Below are 18,555 nucleotides of genomic sequence, written 5' to 3' on the forward strand. Positions count from 1 at the left end.
ATGGGCTGGGGTGCTTCATGATCTGCCCTGTCAAGGAACGAGTCAATAGAAATATGAGCTTGGCTCAAAAAGGTGACGGTCGCCCGGGGGCGGGCAGGGAGACCGGCATGCAGCACTATGACGTCGCGATCATCGGCGGCGGCCCGGCCGGGCTGACGGCGGCGATGACGCTCAGCCGGTCCCTGCGCCGCGTGGTGGTCTTGGAGACGCCGACGCCGCCGCGCAACGCCGCCTCCCACGGGGTGCACGGCATCGTCGGGCTGGACGGGGTGAGCCACGAGGAGTACCGCCGCCGGGCCTGGGAGGACCTGGAGAAGTACGGCATGGCCGAGCTGCGCGAGGCGGTGGCCACCGACGTGACGCCCGCCGCGGCGGGCGGATTCGACGTGGCCGTCGAGGACGGCCCTGCGGTGTGGGCCCGGCGGGTGCTGCTCGCCACCGGTGTGGCCGACATTCACCCCGATGTGGAGGGGTTCGCCGAGTGCTGGGGCAGGACGGTCATCCACTGCCCGCTCTGCATGGGCTGGGAGAACCGCGACCGCGCCTGGGGGGTTGTCACCTCCGACCCGGAGTTCGCGCGGACCGCCGCCGCCGGGTTCGCCGCCTGGAGCGACAACGTGGTGGTCTTCTCCGACGGCGCCATGCCGGAGGGGGAGCACGGCGTGGAGGTGGTGGAGGGCAAGATCCGCACGTTGCACCACACCGAAGGGGACCTGCACGCGGTCGAACTGGACGACGGCAGGGTCGTCGTCCGGCAGACCCTGCTCTGGCAGCCCGGCCAGCGGCCGGTCCCCCTGGTGGCCCGGCTCATGGAGAACCTCGGCCTGGCCGTGCGAGAGGACTGCTACGTCAAGATCGACGCGGCCTGCCGTACCAACGTGCCCGGCCTCTACGCCGCGGGTGATCTCACCACCGAGGAGCAGAGCGCGATCGAGGCGGCCGCCTCCGGTTCCACCGCGGCGTTCCAGATCATCGAGGACACGACCTGAGAGCGGGCAGGACTCACCGACCCGGGGGGCGCCGCGGCCGACGATCGGCCCGGTCGCCGCGGGCGGGGGCGCCCGCCGCCCGCCGCCCGCCGCAGCGGCGCCCGGGCGGGCGGCGGGGCCGGCTCAGCCGCTCTTGCGACGGAAGGAGCGCTTGCCCCCGACGGGGCCGTGGGCGCCGTGGATCTTCGAGGAGCCCTTCCCCCGGTTGCCGGCGTTCGCCTCCGTCTGGGCGATCTTCTTACGCTCCAGGGCCTCGCGGAACTTGCGCTTCAGTTCGTCTTCGGAGCCCTCGGGCTCCGGTGTGACGTCAGACATGCGGACCTCCTGATCTGGACGGGTGGTGCGACTCCGGCCAACCGGATCATCATCCTCTCATGTCCGAAATCACATTCCGGACGGCAGGACGGCGAGTCGGTGAACGCCTGCGGCCATCAGTGAACGCCTATGGCCATAAGGAAGAGCAGCCCTGCGAGGTGGCCGACGACGACGAACACGATGATGAAAACGAAGAGGAACTTCGCGGGCCCATGCTCGAAGTGCTTGCCCTCTTTCAGAGGGGAACGCTGTGCCTGCCGCTCGGCGATCCGCTCCTCGATGGACTTGCTGTGAAACATGGAGCTCCTCGAGCCGGCCAGGTATGGGGATACGGGTGGTTTGCCCCCTAATATCATATGTCCTGCATACTTGGGGAACTTACGGCATCCGCGAGGGGCCCGGCGGGTTGCCCGCGCCCGATCCGGGTAGGCTCTCCCCGCGTTCCCGGAGGCGGCCCCCCGCATCCGGTGGCACCGTCACGGCCGGGGCGAGGACACCGCGGTGCCGCGGCGGACGGACCGCGGACGGGTCGCGGACGGCCCTCCGCGCGACCGGCGCTCGCGGTGAAGGGACCTGCGGAGCGAGGCGGGGCACCCACCGCCTACGATCGTGGTGCGTCCGCGTGTGGAGCCTGTGAGCCGCAGGAGCCTCGCCGGGTGCCGACCCGGGTGGGCGCCGCCGCGAACGGCGCGGACATCTGACTCATATTGAGAGGAACAGGGAGACGTCATGGCTGGAAGTCACGCAGGAAGCCCCAAGTCCTGGCTCGCGGTGATCGTCATCCTGGCGGGATTCACGGTGGGCGGCGTGGCGCTGTGCCTCGGCCCCAACTGGCCGCTGGTCTGGGCGGGCGCGGGCATCGTCGCGGTCGGAGGTGTGATCGCCCTGCTGGTCGACATCTTCTCCGACGTCATCGTGGACGCGCCGCGCGTGCTGGGGGCCGAGAAGATCGAGCGCAAGGGCTGAGTACTTCTCCGGGCATCCCTCCGGGCCGGATCAGCTCTCCCGGAGGGCTTCCTCGACGGTGGGGGAGACCTCGAAGGAGGGGCGGAGACCGGTGATGGCCAGGATCCGCTCCAGGGTGCCGTGCACGCCGGCGAGGATCAGCCGGGTGCCCAGGGCGCGGCTCCGCTGGAGGCTCCAGATCAGTTCTGCGACTCCGGCGGAGTCGCAGAAGGTGAGCGCGGTGAGATCGATGACGACCGTCGCCGGGGCCCCGGTCTCCCAGACCCTGGTCATCTCGCTGCGGAAGACGGGGGCATGACCGTAGTCGAGCTCGCCGCTGGCGTGGACTACGAGTGTTGTGCCGTACAGATCCGATGAGACAGTGAAAAAGGGCATGCCATACTCCTCCGCCCGCGGGTGGCAGGGCGGGCTGCCTCTGTCCTACCAGGTCTGCGCAGCGGTTGACGTCCAGGGGCCCAAGTGATTCGGCGCACCGGGCCCCGGTCCCGCCCGCCGGCCGGCGTCTCCCGCCCGTACGGCGGGCGGCTGCCAGCGATGATCAGGCAGGTCGGCGGAGGAAACCCAGCTCCCCTGCGAGCCGGGGGAGATCGACGCCGAGGCGGTGCAGGATCGCGACCGAGCGGTTGGAGCCGTCCGCGAGCATCCCCTTCAGCAGATCCTCACGGGTCGCCGGGGCGCCGAGGGACATCGCCACCTCGATCACCTTCCGGGCCCGGGGAGTGAGCGGTATGTCGCCGGCCGGGCCGACGAGCGTCACGTTCAGAGGGCGGAGCCGGGAGCGGCGCAGCCGCCAGACCGCCGGATCGTCGCGGCGGACCGGGATGCGGCGGCGGATCTCGTCCAGGTCGATTCCCAGCGTGGCGAGCAGCTCGCGCTCGCCCGGTCCGGCACCGGGCTCCGCGAGCTCCGCGCGGACGGCCTCGGGGGTGACGCCCGTGCTCCGCCCCGGCCAGTCCTCGGAGAGGGCGAGCAGGATCATGTCCTCGTCGAGGGCGGCCCTGCCGCTGTCTCGGGAGAGCAGACCGGCCCTGACCACGGTCCGGCGTGCCTGCGGAGTGAATCTCGTGAACATGTTCAGCTCCCGCCGTCGAAGATCCGATGTGCGTGCTTCCTGTGCGCGGACTGTCTTTTCACGCCGAGGGCGCCGGCGATGGTCTCCCATGACACGCCCTGCGCGCGGGCGTTGACCACATGCGCCGCCTCGAGCTCCTCCAGCAGCCGCCGCAGCGCGGTCACAGCCGCCAGGCCGGCGACCGGGTCCCCGCCGCCCGCGGCCCGGGCGAGTTCGTCAACCGCTTCCATGATGTCAGTCTACGCTGACAATTCCATTGTGTCAGCCTGTGCTGACAATCCTGTTCTGCCGGCGCAGGCTGACGGGCCTCAGCCGGTCGTGCTGCGGTAGAGCTCCCCGGCGAGCTTGGTGGTCCGCTCGGTGGAGCGCTGCCAGCCGATCCCGGCGGGATGGGCCGTGAGCAGCACCATGATCCACCGTTCTCCCGGGCCGACCAGGCCGGTGGTGTGCAGCACCGGTCGTCCCAGGTCGGGGACGGGCACGCCCGCCGGGGCGACCGGCGCGTGCGCGGCGGAGACCGGCGCGAACCCGGCTGCGGCGGGAGGTCGCGTCCCGGGGCCGGGTGCCGGGAGAGGGACCGCAGGGGCCGAGGCCGCACGGACGCAGCGGACCGGAGGCGTGGAGCCGTACCCGGACCAGCCCTGCTTGACCGCCCACGGGCCGGGAACCGCGCGCGGGATCCCGAAGAACTGGTCGAAGCCGTCGGAGCCGCACCGCCCGGCCCGGCGCAGGTGGCCGAAGATGAGCTCGCCCACCTCCGGGTCCGCCCGGTCGAGCAGGTAGCGGTAGGTACGCGCGACGTCCAGCGCGCTGAGCGAGGTGTAACCCCAGAATCCAGGCTTGTCGGCCGGCGGGGGAGCGGTGTCGGTCAGGCCCAGCCTGCGCGCCGTCCGCGTGATGATCCTGCCCTGGCCGCCGCGGTTCCAGAACACGGTCGCGGCGGCGTCATCGCTGACCCGCAGCATGACCTTGAGCAGGGTGCGGTCGCGCTCGGGCACGGCCGGGTGCGACTCCAGGTAGTCGATCGCGATCAGGATCTTCACCACCGAGGCGGACCTGAACTTCCGGTGCGCGGAGCGGTGTGCGACGATCCTGCCCGCCTGACGGTCGAAGACCACGTATCCGGCGGTCGTCCCGGGCGGGACCCTCGGCTTGCCGGGGGAGGAGCCGGCGGCGGGAACCGGGGCGGCGGTCAGGGCCAGGATGACGGCCGCCGGGGCGGCCAGGAAGCGCATCACCCGCCCATGCCTACCAGATCCGGGCGGCGCGAGCCGTCAGGCGGCCGCGGCGGACGGATCCGGTTCCGGAGCCGCCAGCTGCACCCGGTTGCGTCCGGCTCGCTTGGCCTCGTACAGCGCCTCGTCGGCCACGTGCAGCAACTCGCCCGGGTTCTGCCCCGCGTCTAGGGCCGCCACCCCCGCGCTGAACGTCACCGACAGCGTGTGGCCGCCCGCCGGTATCCGTCCGGCCGTCACCCACTGCCGCAGCTCGTCCACCCGCGCCTGGGCCTGCTCTCCCGTCGCCCCGGGAAGGACGACCACGAACTCCTCGCCGCCGTAGCGCGCCAGGACGTCGCCCTGCCGTACCCGGCCGCCCAGCAGCTTGGCGAAGCGCATCAGAACCTGGTCGCCCGCGGTGTGCCCGTAACGGTCGTTGATCTGCTTGAAGTGGTCGATGTCCAGCAGAGCGACGCTCAGCGGCGTCCCCTCGGCCGCCGCCAGCTTCATCTCGCGTCCCAGCGACTCCATCAGGAAGCGGCGGTTGTGCAGCCCGGTCAGCGTGTCGCGCACCGCCTGCTCGGCCAGGTCGGCCCGGAGCGCCTCGACGGTGCGCACCTGCTCGCGCAGCTGATCGTTGGTCTCCTGCAGTTCCCGGCGCTGCGCGTTGAGCGCGGTCACATCCCTGGTCACGAGAGCCCAGCCCACATGCTCGTCCTGGCCGTTGCGCAGCGCGCTGACCCGCACGTTCAGGTCCACGCGGCGCCCGTTGACGTCGGTCACGGTGGAGTCGGTCTCCATGTCGTCACCGAGCGGCGGATCGCCCAGGATCCCCGTGACCGGCAGCCCGGCCAGCCGCTCGGGCAGGTCCGGCACCAGGTCCCGGAGCATGCGCTCGGCCGACGGGTTGAGGTCCAGGAGCCGGCCGGAGCAGTCGACCGCCATCACCATGTCACTGATCATGTCGAAGAGGTGGCTGCGCTCCACCGAGACCAGCTCGGGCAGGGCGCGGCGCACCAGGGCCCAGTAACCCACGACCACGGTGACGCAGAACCCGAGCGGGGTCAGATGCGGCCGCACGAACCCCACCGTGCTCAGGACGTTGATCAGCAGCGGGGGGACGGTGCCGAGCAGGACGAGGCCGTACAGCTCGCGCTGCGAGCGCGGACCCCGCATCCACGCCCGCAGCAAAGCCGCCAGGCCGATGGCGAGCAGCGTGTAGCTGTAGGCGGTGTGCGCCCAGAACAGCGGGGCGATCCCCGACTGCCGGACGTCCTGCAGACCGGGGCCGGTCGGGGGGAAGAGCAGGTGGTGCCAGGGGTCGCTCGCCACAGTGGTCACGATGAGCGCGGGCTCCACCGCCAGCCACAGGGCCGTGCGGCGTGACAGCCGCCAGGTGCGATCGAGTACGGCCTGCGACAGGCAGAAGAAACCCGCCGTGACGGCGCACGCCGGGAGGAGTTTGGCCGTCAGCGCAAGATGGGATGTCGCCAGGACGTCGGCCGCGATCAGGAACGCGTCGGTGGCGGCCCATGCGGCGATGGCCGCCGCGACGACCGCCAGCGTGCCGACCGCGTGGGTCACCCGCCGCCGACGCCACCCGACCACCGCCACGGCGGAGGCCGTGATCGTGGACAGCAGGAAGAGCAGGGTCAAGAGCGTGCTCTCCATCGCCTTCCCTCCTGCGTCGTCGTGCGGACCGTTGTCGTGAAGTCACCATCGGCACGATCGCGGCCCCCCTGAGGAATCCCGGGCCGGGATACGGACGGAACGTGGGCGGAGGACGACCCACCGTGAGATCCGGCTCCGTGGAGTCCCTTCCGCCCGCGGCCCGTGGTGGGCGGAAGGGACTCAGGCGCGTTTGGCGATGGCGGTGAGGAACGGCTGGACCAGGCGGGCGGCAAGCGGGCCGAACGCCGCCAGGATCAGGACATAGGCGGCGGCCAGCGGGCCCAGGTCGGGGTGGGCTCCGGCGGCCACCGCCAGCCCGGCGATGACGATGTTGAACTCGCCGCGCGGGATGAGCGCGATGCCCGCACGCACCCGGCCCGCCCGGCCGATGCCCGCCCGCCGGGCCGCGTACACGCCGGTGAGCAGCTTGGTGACCATGCTGACCAGCGCCAGCGCCGCGGCCAGCCCCGCCATGGGCAAGATCTTCGCCGGGTCGGTCTGCAGGCCGAAGAAGACGAAGAAGACCGCGGCGAACAGGTCGCGCAGCGGGGCCAGCAGCGCCTGCGCCTCGTGGGCCAGCTCCCCCGACAGGGCGATGCCGACCAGGAACGCCCCCACCGCGGCCGAGACCTGCAGGTGCTGGGCGATCCCGGCGACCAGCAGCGCCAGCCCGACCACCTTCAACAGCAGCACCTCGGAATTGGGGCTGGAGACGAACGCCTCGATGAAGCGTCCGAAGCGCAGCGCGACCAGCAGCACCACGCTGACGGTGGCCAGCGCGATGCCCACGGTGGCAGCCCCGCCGGCGAAGCTCAGCCCCGCCAGCATCGCGGTCAGCACCGGCAGGTAGACCGCCATGGTCAGATCCTCGAAGACCAGCAGCGAGAGAACCACCGGGGTCTCGCGGTTGCCGATCCAGCCCAGATCGGACAGGACCTTGGCGGTGATGCCCGAGGAGGTGGCGTAGGTGACGCCGGCCATGGCCACGGCGGCGACCGGCCCCCAGCCCAGCAGCAGCGCGGCTATCGCGCCGGGCGCGGCGTTGAGCACCAGGTCCACAAGACCGGCCGCGGCGTTGCTCTTCAGGCTGGTCACCAGCTCGTCGGCGTTGTACTCCAGACCGAGGGTGAGCAGCAGCAGGATGACGCCGAACTCGGCGCCGGTGGCGATGAACTCCTCGCTGGTGGCCAGGGGCACGATGCCGCCGGTGCCGAAGGCCAGCCCGGCGATCAGGTAGAGGGGGATGGGCGAGATGCCGGCGCGCAGGGCCAGCGCCCCGAGAATGCCCAGGCCCAGCAGGACCGCGCCGAACTCCAGGAACAGAATTGCCGTGTGGTGCACCCGCGGCCCTTATCCGTGGGAGAAGATGTCGGCGACGGCGGCGGTGCTCTCCGGGCTGCCCACCACGACCACGACGTCGTCCCCGGCGAGGGTGAACTCCGGCCCCGGGCTGGCGACGACCTGGCCGGCGCGGACCACGGCCACGATGGAGGCGCCGGTGCGGGTGCGCACCCGCGCCTCGCCCATCGGGCGCCCGGCGTAACGCGAGCCGGACGGGATCGGCAGCTGCAGGCTGACCAGCCCCTCCACGTCGCGGTGCAGGGCGTTGAGGCGCTGCACGATGCGCGGGGCGCCCAGCAGCTCGACCAGCGCGTCGGCCTCCTCGTCGTTCAGCTTCACCGTCTCACAGGCCTGGTCCGGATCATGGAGATCGTAGATCACCAGATCGCGGCGGCCGGTGCGGTGGGACACGATCCCGATCCGCCGTCCGGCGCGCGTGGTGAACTCGTGCCGCAGTCCTATCCCGGGCAGCACCGTCTGCTCGACTTCCACCGCGCCGATCCTCCGCTCGTCCCTGTGCCGGTCGTCTCACCAAGAAACTACCAACCGGTGTGCGCGCGTTCGCTCCCGTGCCGCACCGGCCCGGCCTGCGGCGGGGCCGGTGCGGCACCCGCAAGGAGGCATCGCGAGGTGCGGGCGCCGCGGCCCGGCGGTGCACGGGACGGGTCAGCCGGCGACCACCCTCGTGGTGGCGGTCTTGGTGAAGCGGAACTCGCAGAACTTCTCCCGCAGTCTCTTCCTGCCGTAGTGCCGGGCGTACTCCGCCTCGTTCAGCGTCTCGAAGCTGTCGAAGCCCAGTCTTGCCGCGGCCTTCCCCCTCGCCGCGGCGGGCAGGCGGACGGTCATGACGACCCGTCCCTGGTGCGGCATCTGGACGTGGGCGTCGCACCAGGTGCCGTCGGCGTGGCGCCGGCACGGCAGGACGGCCAGGCGCTTGCCCGCCGTGTCGTAGAGGACGGCCCTGGCCGGGCCGCGCGCTCCCGCGGGGAACCTGCCCCCGACCCAGAACGCCCCCCAGTAGGGGGCGAAGGACGGCGTCCAGACCTGGGAGTAGTCGACGACGTAGGTGACCTTGCCTCCGGCCCGGGCCACGGGCGTGGCCCGCACCTTCACGGTGATGCCGATGAACGGGTCGCGCTCGCACTTCCCGGCGGCGGTACGGCAGGCGGCCGCGTCGCGAGCGGTTCCGGCCGGAGCCGCCGCGGCCGGGGCGACCGGAGCCAGCGCGGTGGAGGTGAGGAGCAGACCTGCGGCGAGACCGAGAACGCGGCGCATGAGACCTCCTGGAATTGCCGGGACCGCCAATGACCATGACGTACCGGAGACCGGGGCGGTTCACGCCGACGGCGGCCTTCCTCCCGTCGGAGGGAGAGGACGGAGAGCCTCCAGGAGCCGTCGTGGTCAACTCTTTGAGCACATGTCTGCGGGCCTTGGGACCGGTGCACCCGGCCGGAGCGATCGCTGCGGGGAGGATGGAGCCCCATGGGAGCACATTCATGAGGCGGTGGATCGCCGTCGCCGTCGCCGTCGCCGTCGCCGCCACCGTGACCGCCGCGGGGGTGATCGCGCCCGCGTCTGCATCGGCGGTGTCCGCGCATGCGCGTCCCGACGAGCCGGGACCGGTCGCCGCGCTCAAAAGTCAGTTCGTCGCCGGCCATGGCGTCAGGTTCCGGGAGAAGGTCACCACCCGGCACTTCATCGGCGGCCGGCGAGTCGGCGTGGACCGATATCGGGTGAAGGGCGTCTACCGGTTCGGCCGCTCCGGCGTGGTCGCCTCCCGCCTGACGCACAGGACCGATCCCCGCACCCTTCCCCCGGAGGTCAGGGACCTGAACGAACCGGTGCGGATCATCCTGCTGCGCAAGGGGATCTACCTCGGTATGGAAGGCCTGCTGCCGAACCGTCCCCGCCGTACGAGCTGGCTGCGTCTCGAGAACCCCGGTCTGCTCTCCATCCAGATGATCAACGTTCTGGAGCCCGCCACGCTCAGGGGACTGCTGGCCACCACACGGCGTGTGCGCCCGGGCGGGCAGGTGGGCGGTGTGTCCACCACCCGATACCAGGGCACCATCACGGCCCGGCGGCTGTACGCCGTCTCGCCGACCTACCGCGCGATGAGGGGAGCCAGGCCGCGCGGCTTGGCGGGCAGTCTGGCCATCCGGTGGAGGCTGTGGCAGGACGCCCAGCAGAACACGCGCAAGCTGACCGGCTCCTACACCGAGGCGTCGGCGGGCACTCCCGGCGGGGACCGGTGGCGCACGGTCTTCACCAGCACCGCCACGTTCCGCGGCTGGGGGGCCGAGGTCAGGGTCAAGGCCCCGCCCGCCCGCTCCGTCATCAACTTCGATGACCCTGAGTCGGGCGGTGACGCGATGGCGGCGTTGCCCCGGCTGCCCGTCCCGGTCCCCGGCCGTGAACGCTGAACCCTCCGCCACCCCGGCGGATTCCGGCTGCCGGGGTGGACTCGTCCGGCGGCCGGAGCCCGCCGGGAAGCGGTGATCTCCTGGGACGAGTTCGGGCGACCGTGTACCAAGGTGGTCATCGAGGAGGGAGACTCTCATCCATGACCGACGACCGTCCGTACGACATCGTCCTGTTCGGCGCCACCGGGTTCACCGGCGGCCTCACCGCCGAGTACCTCGCCCGAAGTGCCGGTCCCGGCCGCCGCTGGGCGCTGGCCGGCCGCAACCGGGCCGGGCTCGAGGCCGTCAGGGAGCGGATCGGCCTGCCCGACCTCCCCCTGCTGCACGCCGACGCGACCGATCCGGCCTCCCTGGCCGCACTCGCGCGGCAGACCCGCGTGGTCGCCACCACCGTGGGCCCCTACATCTCGTACGGCGAGCCGCTGGTCGCCGCCTGCGCCCGGGCGGGCACCCACTACGCAGACATCACCGGCGAGCCGGAGTTCGTCGACCTCATGTTCACCCGATACCACGAGCAGGCGAGAGAGACCGGCGCCAAGCTCGTGCACGCCTGCGGGTTCGACTCGATCCCGCACGATCTGGGGGTCTACTTCACCGTCGGCCGGCTCCCGGAGGACGCGGCGATCCGGGTCGACGGCTACCTGCGGGCCGGTGGCAGGCCGTCGGGCGGGACCGTGCACTCGGCCGTCACGGCGCTCTCCCGCGCCCGGCAGACCGCGCGGGCCGCGCTCGGCCGGCGCAGGGTGGAAGATCGTCCCTCCGGGCGCAGGGCGCGGGGGATGCCCGGGACGTTCCGCTACGTGGGCGGCTGGGCGCTGCCGCTGCCCACGATCGACCCGCAGATCGTGGGCCGCTCCGCCCGCGCCCTGGAACGCTACGGTCCCGACTTCGCCTACCGGCACCACGTGGCGGTCAGGCGTCTGCCCGCCGCCCTCGGCCTCGCCGCGGGAGCGGGGGCGCTGGCGGCCCTCGCCCAGCTGCCGCCGGCCAGGTCGTGGCTGCTGGATCGTGTCCGGCCCGGCGAGGGACCCACCCCCGAGCAGCGGGCCGCGAGCTGGTTCAAGGTCACTTTCGACGGGCGGGGCGGCGGCGAGCGGGTCGTCACCGAGGTCGCGGGCGGCGACCCCGGCTACGGCGAGACCGCGAAGATGCTCGGCGAGTCGGCGCTCTGCCTCGCCGAAGACGACCTTCCGGATGTCTCGGGCCAGGTGACCACCGCCGTGGCGATGGGCGAGGCCCTGATCGAGCGCCTCCGGCGGGCCGGGATCACCTTCCGGGTGCTGAGCGACTCGTGCGGTCGGGGCTGGGAGGGGCCGGGCAAGGACGCGGCATAGGCGGGGATGCCGCAGGACGTCGAGGCACCGGCGGCGCCGGTGCCTCGACGGTACCGGTCGACGACGCCGGCGTCATCCGCACGCCGAGCGGCAGCGGGTTTCACCCCGCCGGCTCGTCCGCAGGCGTGGCGGTGACCGTTCCCCGCGTCGGTCAGTGCCGCGGGCAGAGCAGCCGCCCTTCGGGGTAGGCCAGGGCGTGCTGGGGCAGCGCGGTGAGACGGCCGCTGCGGAGCACGGTCAGCGTGCCGACGGGCGGGGCCTGCGGCTTGGGCTCCGCGCCGATGCGGATCAGCGTCTGGCGCGCGACCGCGGCCGCTGAGGTGTGGATGCGGATCTCGCGGCCGAAGGCGGCTCGAATCCGGTCGGTGACCAGGTCGTAGTGGGTGCAACCGAGCACGAGCTCCGTGACGTCGGAGGGAGTGGCGGCGGTCGCGGCCGCGACCGCCAGGGTGATCGCCTCGGCGGAGGCGGTCTCAACGGCGTCGGCGAGCCCCGGGCAGGAGACCGGGGTGACGTCGACGCCGGCGGCGAAGCGGTCGACAAGGTCGCGTTGGTAGGCGCTGACCGTGGTGGCGGGGGTCGCCCAGACCGCGACCGGCCGGCCGCCGGCGGCGGTTTTGATCGAGGGCACCGTGCCGACAACGGCCACGTCCGGCTCGCATTCCTCCCGGACCCGGTCCAGCGCCGTCACCGAAGCGGTGTTGCAGGCCAGCACGATGGCGTCCGGGTGATGGCCGGCGACCGCTTCGACTCCGGCCAGGACCCGGTCGATCACCTCGCCGGGCGTGCGAGGGCCCCAGGGCATGCCATCGGGATCCATCGACAGCACCAGATCGGCATCGGGGCGTGCGGTGCGCAACGCGGCCGCGGTCGCCAGCAGTCCCAGCCCTGAATCGATCAATGCGATGCGCATGGCAGGTCAGCGTAGCCATCCTGCCGGGGGAGCGGCGGTCGCCGCCCGGCCCGGAACGGACGGATGATCAGGAAGATTTTTGACCTTCCAGGCCGTGCGTGAGTCGATCATCCGGGTACACCGGCTCTATCCGGCAGGGGCCCGGGGCGGCGCACGTCGGGAGCCGGGAGTGAGGAGACCATGTCCAGTGTGCTGGTCGTCGAAGACGACGCAGGCATCCGGAATCCGACCGCCTTCCCCCGGGAACGGGCCGGTCACCGGGCGCACGCCGTCGCCGGCCGCATCATCCGCACTCGGCTGGCGCGCGGGTGAGCACGGCCGATCAGCCCGGTGGGGGAGAGGACGGCTGCGCCGCAGGCGCCGGCCGGGGGGCGAGCACACCGCCCCCGACCCCGGCCGACGAGATCGAGCGACTGCGCGAGCTGGCCGAGCTGGAGGCCGTCGAGGCGCCCCTGGAGTCGATCCTGACGGCGGTCGCCGAGCTGGCCGCGCGGATCTGCCACACCCCGATCGCGCTGGTCAACCTGATCAGTGAGCGTCTTCAGCACCTGCGAGGCCGTATCGGAGTGGGCATGGAGGTCATGGACCGGAACATCGCGTTCTGCCCGTACACGATCTGCGACCGGCGGCTGATGGAGATCCCCGATGCCCTGGCCGACCCGAGGTTCTGCACCGATCCGCTGGTGGCCGGGGACCCGGACGTGCGCTTCTACGCCGGAGCGCCGGTCGTCAGCAGCCACGGCCACGCCCTGGGCACGGTGTGCGTGATGGACCGGCGTTCCCGCCGGTTGAACCCCGAACAGCGCGGCGCGCTGAAGGCGCTGGCCACCTGCGTGGCCGCGCTGGTCGAACGCCACCACCACGACCACCAGTCCGATCGCGCCCGTCGGCATCGGGAGGACGTCGAGGACCTCAAACAGCTGTTTCTGCGCAGCGTCAACCACGAGCTGCGCACCCCGCTGACCTCGATCCGCTCCTATCTGCACCTGATCCAGGACGGCGGCCTGGACGCCGCCACCACCGAACAGTTCCTGACCGTGATCGAACGCAACTCGGACCGGTTGCTGGAGAAACTGGACGAACTGCTGCTGATGGCCAGCCTCAGCGCCCAGACCGTCGCGTTCGCCCCCGAGGTCGTCGATCTGGTCGCCCTGGTCGGCACGGCCGTTGCCGAAGCCGACGCCAAAGCCCGCCACAAGCGCCACACCCTGACCCTGGAAGCACCGGAACCGGTGATGGCCTGGGCCGATGCGGGCCGGTTGTGGCACGCCCTGGTGCATCTGCTGGACAACGCGATCAAGTTCACCCCGGACGGTGGCCGCATCGAGGTGCTCGTCACCGACGGGCCGGTTCCGTCGGTGGAGATCCACGACACCGGCATCGGCGTCTCCGACGGCGAGGTCGAGCGCGTCTTCGACGACTTCTACCGCACGTCCGAGGCCGAGTCCCAGGCGATCAGCGGCATCGGCGTGGGCCTGTCCATCGTCAAGAAGATCATCGCTTTGCACGGCGGCCAGGTGCACATGACCAGCACCCCGCACCAAGGCACCTGCGTGCACGTCACCCTGCTGGCCCCACCGGCGCCGAAACCGTAGGCCACCGCCGGGACGGCCGGGGGCCGGCTTCCCCCGGGCCGCAGCGGACTCCTCCCCCGCCGGAGTTCGAAGGGCGGAAAGCAGGGTACGGCGGGCGGCCATGCCCGCCCGCCGTACCGGCCCGCCGGCCTGACGCGTCCGGGGCCGTCCCCGGACGCGTCAGGTCCCGGTCAGATCCGCTGCCAGAGCGCCGGGACGTTCGGCGGGTCCCAGCCCGGCAGGGAGGTGTGGGCCTGCAGGCACCGGTACCTGACGCCGTCGTAGGTCACGACGTCACCCACGGCGTACGGCTTCCACGGCGCCCAGTCCGTCTCGCCCTGCCCGCCGCCGACGGTGAGGGTGAAGGTGGCTGACCGGTCGGCGCTGGCGCCGTCCGCGTTGAGGGTGATCCGGTGGGTCCCGGCCGGGGTGCCCGCCGAGGTGGTGACCGTCACCGCGGAGGACTGGCCGGAGGTGATCGTCGCCGGACCGAAGGCCACGGTCACGCCGGAGGGCGCGCCGCTCGCGGTCAGCGTGACGCTCTGGGCGTCGCCGGAGGTGACGGTGGTGCTCAGCGTCGCGGTCGCCGACTGGCCGGGTTCGACCGTGGCCGCGGCCGGGGTGACCGAGACCGAGTAGTCGTCCTCCGGCTCCTGGGTGCCGCCGACGGCGAGTTTCCACAGCACGTGGGCGGTGGCGTCGGCGTTGCGGTCGAGTGCGGTGGCGCTGATGTTGGCGGAGGTGTCGCAGGCGGAGTGGTAGCAGCGGTCGAAGGCCTGGCCCGCGGTGCCGCCCCACTTGGCGGCCTGGGCCGAGGACTTGAGGCCCTCGGCTCCGGTGAAGACGCCGCCGACCCGGACCCCGGCGTTCTTGAAGGGGGCGTGGTCGCTGCGGCCGTCACCCATGGTCTCGATCTCGGTCGGGACGTTGATCGAGGTGTAGAACTCCTTGAAGTGCCCCTCGATCGTCCGGTCGTCGTCGTAGACGAAGTAGCCCGGGTTCGGGGAGGCGGTCATGTCGAAGTTGAGGTACGCCTCGACGCCGGACGCCCCGCCGTTCTGGACGTAGTAGGTCGAGCCGACCAGGCCGGCCTCCTCGGCGGCCCACCAGCCGAAGCGCACGTGCTTGGTGAGCGTGGGGTTCTGGGCGGAGAGGGCGAGGGCGACCTCCAGCAGGGTGGCCGAGCCCGAGCCGTTGTCGTTGATGCCGGGGCCCGTCTGAACGCTGTCCAGGTGCGCTCCGAGCATGATCGTCTGGCCGGCCGGGCCGCCGGGCCAGTCGGCGATCAGGTTGGTGTGGGTCCGGCCGCCGGAGGTGAAGGGCTGGGTCCTGGTCTGGAAGCCGGCCGCGTCCAGCCTGCCCTTGATGTAGTTCAGGGAGGCGGTGTAGCCCGCACCGCCGGAGACCCGGGTCCCGCCGTTGGCGGTGGCGATCGACTGGAGCTGGTTCAGGTGGGCGGTGACGTTGGCGACCGGGATGTCCGGGGCACCGCCGCCGGGCCCGCCGCCGACGGCCAGGCTGAAGCCGAGCTGCTTGTCGGCGTCCGCTCCGTCGAGGGTGACCGTGACGGAGTGCGCGCCGGCCGGCGTGGTGGGCGAGGTGGTCAGGGTCAGCCGGGAGGTCTGCCCGGAGCTGATGGCGGCAGGGCTGAAGGAGGCCGTCACGCCTGCCGGCAGGGCGCCGGTCCGCAGCGTGATGGACTGGGCGTTTCCGCTGGTCACCGTGGTGCTGATGGTGGCGGTGGCGGACTGTCCCGGCTCCACGGTGGCCGAGGCCGGATTGATCGAGGCCGAGTAGTCGTTGTTCCCGCCCTGCGGGGTGCAGGTCTCGTTCGCGCCGGCCGGGACGTTGACCGCGGTCCAGGCCGCCCTGGTCGCGTTGAACTGGGCGCAGCTGGGGTCCAGCAGCCTGGCGGCCGCCAGCGTGTGGGCGCGCGCCTGGGCGTGGGTCCGCGACCCGGCGGTCTTCATGGCCAGGCCGGCCACGAAGATCTTGCCCGCGTTCTGGATGCCGATGCCGGTCAGCGTCGACGGGCCGGAGCAGACGGTGCTGGCGGGCTTGCCGGGCGGGTTGGTGCCCTCGGCCAGCAGGTAGAACCAGTGGTTCTGCGGGCCGGCCGCGGCGTGCACCTCGGTGTTGGGGATCGAGGAGCTGTAGCAGTTGGGGTCGCCGAGCGCGCCCGGGTTGTACATGTTGCGGATCGGTCCCTGCCCGACCAGGTTGACCTCCTCGCCGACCAGGTAGTCCGGCGGGTCGTTGGGGTTGTTGGCGTAGTGCTCGGTCAGCGCGCCGAAGATGTCGCCGGTGGATTCGTTGAGGCCGCCGGCCTCGTTGCCGCTGCCCGCGCCGTCGGCTCCGGCGAACTGGAAGATCGCGTGGCCGTACTCGTGGGCGACCACGTCGATCGGGGTGGCCTGCTGGTTGTTGGCCTGGTTGTGGCCGAAGTTGGTGTAGGAGCCGTTCCAGAAGGCGTTGACCTGGTTGAGCCCGACCCGCGCGGGGAAGGCGCCGCCGCCGGCGTTGAAGCCGTTGTACTGGAACCACTCGCGGAGCATGTCCCATTCCTTCTGCGCCGCGTACATCGCGTCGACGCAGGCGGTCTCCAGGTTGGTGCCCTGGCCGTTGCCCCAGTTGTCGTCGGTGCCGGTGTAGGCCGAGCCGTTCTGGCCGCCGCAGCGCAGGCCCGGACGGGTGGCGTCGGTCATGGAGTAGGAGCCGCCCGAGCCGGAGGTGGTGACGTTCAGCCCGGGGCCGTTGTAGAAGCCGTGACCGGTGCCGGCCCGAACCTCGTCCCAGGAGTCGATGACCCTGCCGGTCTTCGCATCCACGAAGACGTGCAGCACGCTCGGGGCCTCCTCGGTGCGGCCGGTGACCACCACCTCCCAGGCGATGCGGGGCTTGGCGGTGGTCGCGTGCACGACCAGGGCGGGCGTGCCCGTGCTCTCGACGGAGGCCAGCCGCCCGCGGGCCGTCACCGCCGCCGCGTCCGCCGTCACCTTGGTCGCGGTGTCCAGCTTCAGTTCGACGGTCTGGGCCGTGTCGACGAGCCCGACCTGCCGGCCGGTGCCGTCGGTGGCGACGATCACGTCGCCGCCGTGGACGGGCAGCCCGCGGTAGGTCCGGGTGTAGTTCAGGAACTGCAGGCCGCCGGGGCCCGAGGCGGTGTCCTTGAGCCGGAATTCGTCGCCGGCGCCTTTGCGGAGGGCGGCTGATTCGACGATCAGTGCGCTCTGCGCGCTGGCGAGTGCGCGCCTGCGGGATTCGGGGTCGGGTGCGGGGGGTGCCTGGACGGCGGTGCGGGGGGTACCGGGCCCCGCCGGGGCCGCGGTCGCGCTTGTGGCGCTCACGGCCGAGGTCGTGGTCAGGGCGACGGCGGCCAGTACGGCGACCGCGCCCGTCCGAGCTCTGGGATTCACTCGGGGTGACTCCTCTCGATGTCCCTTGGGGGGTGGAGGGATGCAAGGAGCCCTGGGGAGCCCGGCCGGGCAGGCCGCACTGCGCGACGACCGCGCCCGGCCGGGCGTTCCCCCGACGGTTCGGGCTGGACCAAAGCTGACATCGGGAGTGCGCGGCCGAGTAGCCCACGAAATTCCATAACGCCGCGATATGGCGGGCGGACGGTTGCGTCACACCGGTGCGGGCAGAGGGCCGTGCCGGTCCAGCCAGGCGGCGTAGACGGGAGCCTGCCGCGCCTCGGCCCAGTAGGCGGTGGTGACCGCCGTGACCAGCTCGGGGGCGAGGCGGGCCACCGGGCCCTGCTCGGTCCAGCCGACCAGGTGCCGGAAGCGCAGCGGGGTTCCGGCGAGCGGGCGGATGGCGATTCCGGGATAGCCCTTGCTGGTCGCCTGGAACATGCCCACGCACCTGGCCGAGGCGATCAGGTCGAGCGCCAGGCTGAGGTCGGCGGAGTAGGCGACCCGCGGCTCGAAACCCTGCAGGGCGCAGGCCGTCCAGAAGTGCTCGCGGTGCCCCGCCTCGGCCAGCGCGTGCATTCCCCAGTCCTCGTCGGCGAGGTCCCGCAGCTCGATCTCCTCCCGACCGGCGAGGGGGTGGAAGGCGGCCAGCCCGACGAAGATCGGCTCGTCGGCGATGCTCGCGTAGGACACGCCCGGCGGCGGGGAGAGCTCGTGACCGGGGTAGTCGCCGAGGGTGGCGAGCTCCAGCCGCTCGGACTCCAGCAGCCCGGGCAGCAGGTCCATGGCCTCCTCGGTGCGCGCGAGGACGTCGGCGCCGGGGAACAGCTCGCTCAGGCAGGTGATGACGGTGATCGCCAGATGGCTCGACATGCAGCCGACCCGGATCCTGGGGCGTTCGGCGGCCTGCCCGGCGTAGCGCATGCCGTCGCGCCGCAGCTCGTCGAAGGCGGGCAGCAGGGATCGGGACCGGATCAGCACCCACGAGCCCAGCTGGGTGGGCCGGGCGCCCTCGCGCCCGCGCTCGAACAGCGGTCCGCCGAACATCCGCTCGATGCGGCGAAGCTGCGCGGCGAGGGCGGGCTGGGACATCTTCAGGACGACCGCCGCCCGGGAGATGCTGCCGGCCTCGGCGATGGTGCATATCGCTCGTAGATGACGAACTTCTAGTTCCACACGGCGAGGTTAATAGTAAAGATTCTTTCCGGTAAGGCCCAACTTTTGGGGGACGGGGCTCGGTGGCGGACGCCAGGAGGACCTGATCTACACCGTAAAGGGAAACGCCGTGGTCATCAGCGACGATCCGGGTCAGGCGGAGGAGGCGGGC

General features: G+C 72.1%; 19 protein-coding genes. 6 read left to right on the top strand and 13 right to left on the bottom strand.

Annotated elements, in window-relative coordinates; translation table 11 throughout:
* Nucleotides 1–107: 107 nt before the first annotated feature.
* Nucleotides 108–989, top strand: a complete 882-nt coding sequence (locus HS041_RS36445; protein WP_196445426.1) for an NAD(P)/FAD-dependent oxidoreductase — start codon at nt 108–110, stop codon at nt 987–989.
* A gap of 123 nt (nt 990–1,112) precedes the next feature.
* On the opposite strand, the gene HS041_RS36450 is transcribed toward HS041_RS36445, so the two are convergent.
* The gene (locus tag HS041_RS36450) at nt 1,113–1,304 is read right to left on the bottom strand and encodes a DUF5302 domain-containing protein (RefSeq protein WP_196445427.1); all 192 of its coding nucleotides are present in this window, start codon (nt 1,302–1,304) and stop codon (nt 1,113–1,115) included.
* 116 nt (nt 1,305–1,420) lie between these two features.
* Complete coding sequence (locus tag HS041_RS36455) at nt 1,421–1,603, bottom strand: hypothetical protein (protein WP_196445428.1); 183 nt, start codon at nt 1,601–1,603, stop codon at nt 1,421–1,423.
* Between the two features lie 430 nt (nt 1,604–2,033).
* Here HS041_RS36455 and HS041_RS36460 point away from each other — a divergent pair, with 430 nt between their 5' ends.
* The gene (locus tag HS041_RS36460) at nt 2,034–2,270 is read left to right on the top strand and encodes an HGxxPAAW family protein (RefSeq protein WP_196445429.1); all 237 of its coding nucleotides are present in this window, start codon (nt 2,034–2,036) and stop codon (nt 2,268–2,270) included.
* Nucleotides 2,271–2,300: 30 nt separating this feature from the next.
* Here HS041_RS36460 and HS041_RS36465 read toward each other — a convergent pair whose 3' ends face one another.
* From HS041_RS36465 to HS041_RS36500, 8 genes are all read right to left on the bottom strand, one after another.
* Nucleotides 2,301–2,645, bottom strand: coding sequence for an anti-sigma factor antagonist (locus tag HS041_RS36465; protein WP_196445430.1), 345 nt, complete (start codon nt 2,643–2,645; stop codon nt 2,301–2,303).
* Between the two features lie 163 nt (nt 2,646–2,808).
* Nucleotides 2,809–3,342, bottom strand: a complete 534-nt coding sequence (locus HS041_RS36470) for a Clp protease N-terminal domain-containing protein (protein ID WP_196445431.1) — start codon at nt 3,340–3,342, stop codon at nt 2,809–2,811.
* Between the two features lie 2 nt (nt 3,343–3,344).
* Nucleotides 3,345–3,572, bottom strand: coding sequence for a helix-turn-helix domain-containing protein (locus tag HS041_RS36475; RefSeq protein ID WP_196445432.1), 228 nt, complete (start codon nt 3,570–3,572; stop codon nt 3,345–3,347).
* Between the two features lie 78 nt (nt 3,573–3,650).
* Nucleotides 3,651–4,577 carry a serine hydrolase gene (locus tag HS041_RS36480; protein ID WP_230880359.1) on the bottom strand — a complete coding sequence of 309 codons (927 nt, stop codon included), beginning with the start codon at nt 4,575–4,577 and terminating at the stop codon, nt 3,651–3,653.
* Between the two features lie 39 nt (nt 4,578–4,616).
* Nucleotides 4,617–6,230, bottom strand: coding sequence for a histidine kinase N-terminal 7TM domain-containing diguanylate cyclase (locus tag HS041_RS36485; protein WP_196445434.1), 1,614 nt, complete (start codon nt 6,228–6,230; stop codon nt 4,617–4,619).
* A gap of 180 nt (nt 6,231–6,410) precedes the next feature.
* The gene (locus tag HS041_RS36490) at nt 6,411–7,571 is read right to left on the bottom strand and encodes a cation:proton antiporter (protein ID WP_196445435.1); all 1,161 of its coding nucleotides are present in this window, start codon (nt 7,569–7,571) and stop codon (nt 6,411–6,413) included.
* Nucleotides 7,572–7,580: 9 nt separating this feature from the next.
* Nucleotides 7,581–8,063 carry a cation:proton antiporter regulatory subunit gene (locus HS041_RS36495; RefSeq protein WP_196445436.1) on the bottom strand — a complete coding sequence of 161 codons (483 nt, stop codon included), beginning with the start codon at nt 8,061–8,063 and terminating at the stop codon, nt 7,581–7,583.
* Nucleotides 8,064–8,237: 174 nt separating this feature from the next.
* Nucleotides 8,238–8,846: a hypothetical protein gene (locus HS041_RS36500; protein WP_196445437.1), complete on the bottom strand. Its 609-nt coding sequence runs from the start codon at nt 8,844–8,846 to the stop codon at nt 8,238–8,240.
* Between the two features lie 221 nt (nt 8,847–9,067).
* On the opposite strand from HS041_RS36500, the gene HS041_RS36505 reads away from it, so the two are divergent.
* Nucleotides 9,068–9,994, top strand: coding sequence for a hypothetical protein (locus HS041_RS36505; RefSeq protein ID WP_196445438.1), 927 nt, complete (start codon nt 9,068–9,070; stop codon nt 9,992–9,994).
* 140 nt (nt 9,995–10,134) lie between these two features.
* Nucleotides 10,135–11,328 (top strand): saccharopine dehydrogenase family protein, encoded by a 1,194-nt coding sequence (locus HS041_RS36510; RefSeq protein ID WP_196445439.1) that lies wholly within the window; start codon nt 10,135–10,137, stop codon nt 11,326–11,328.
* Nucleotides 11,329–11,479: 151 nt separating this feature from the next.
* Here the strand turns inward: HS041_RS36510 and HS041_RS36515 are convergent, their stop codons facing one another.
* A complete protein-coding gene (locus HS041_RS36515; protein WP_196445440.1) occupies nt 11,480–12,241 on the bottom strand; it encodes a glutamate racemase in 762 nt (253 codons plus the stop codon).
* A gap of 180 nt (nt 12,242–12,421) precedes the next feature.
* Here HS041_RS36515 and HS041_RS39645 point away from each other — a divergent pair, with 180 nt between their 5' ends.
* On the top strand, nt 12,422–12,553 hold the full coding sequence (locus tag HS041_RS39645) for a hypothetical protein (protein ID WP_255530243.1): 132 nt from the start codon (nt 12,422–12,424) through the stop codon (nt 12,551–12,553).
* Nucleotides 12,550–13,836, top strand: coding sequence for a GAF domain-containing sensor histidine kinase (locus tag HS041_RS36520; RefSeq protein ID WP_196445441.1), 1,287 nt, complete (start codon nt 12,550–12,552; stop codon nt 13,834–13,836). Before HS041_RS39645 ends, HS041_RS36520 begins: the two co-directional genes overlap by 4 nt.
* A gap of 170 nt (nt 13,837–14,006) precedes the next feature.
* On the opposite strand, the gene HS041_RS36525 is transcribed toward HS041_RS36520, so the two are convergent.
* Both HS041_RS36525 and HS041_RS36530 read right to left on the bottom strand, forming a co-directional pair.
* On the bottom strand, nt 14,007–17,231 hold the full coding sequence (locus HS041_RS36525) for a M28 family peptidase (protein WP_196445442.1): 3,225 nt from the start codon (nt 17,229–17,231) through the stop codon (nt 14,007–14,009).
* A gap of 210 nt (nt 17,232–17,441) precedes the next feature.
* Nucleotides 17,442–18,404, bottom strand: a complete 963-nt coding sequence (locus HS041_RS36530) for a LysR family transcriptional regulator (RefSeq protein WP_196445443.1) — start codon at nt 18,402–18,404, stop codon at nt 17,442–17,444.
* Nucleotides 18,405–18,555 lie beyond the last annotated feature (151 nt).

It is taken from the genome of Planomonospora sp. ID67723 (assembly GCF_015711605.1).
In the GTDB taxonomy this organism is placed as follows: domain Bacteria; phylum Actinomycetota; class Actinomycetes; order Streptosporangiales; family Streptosporangiaceae; genus Planomonospora_A.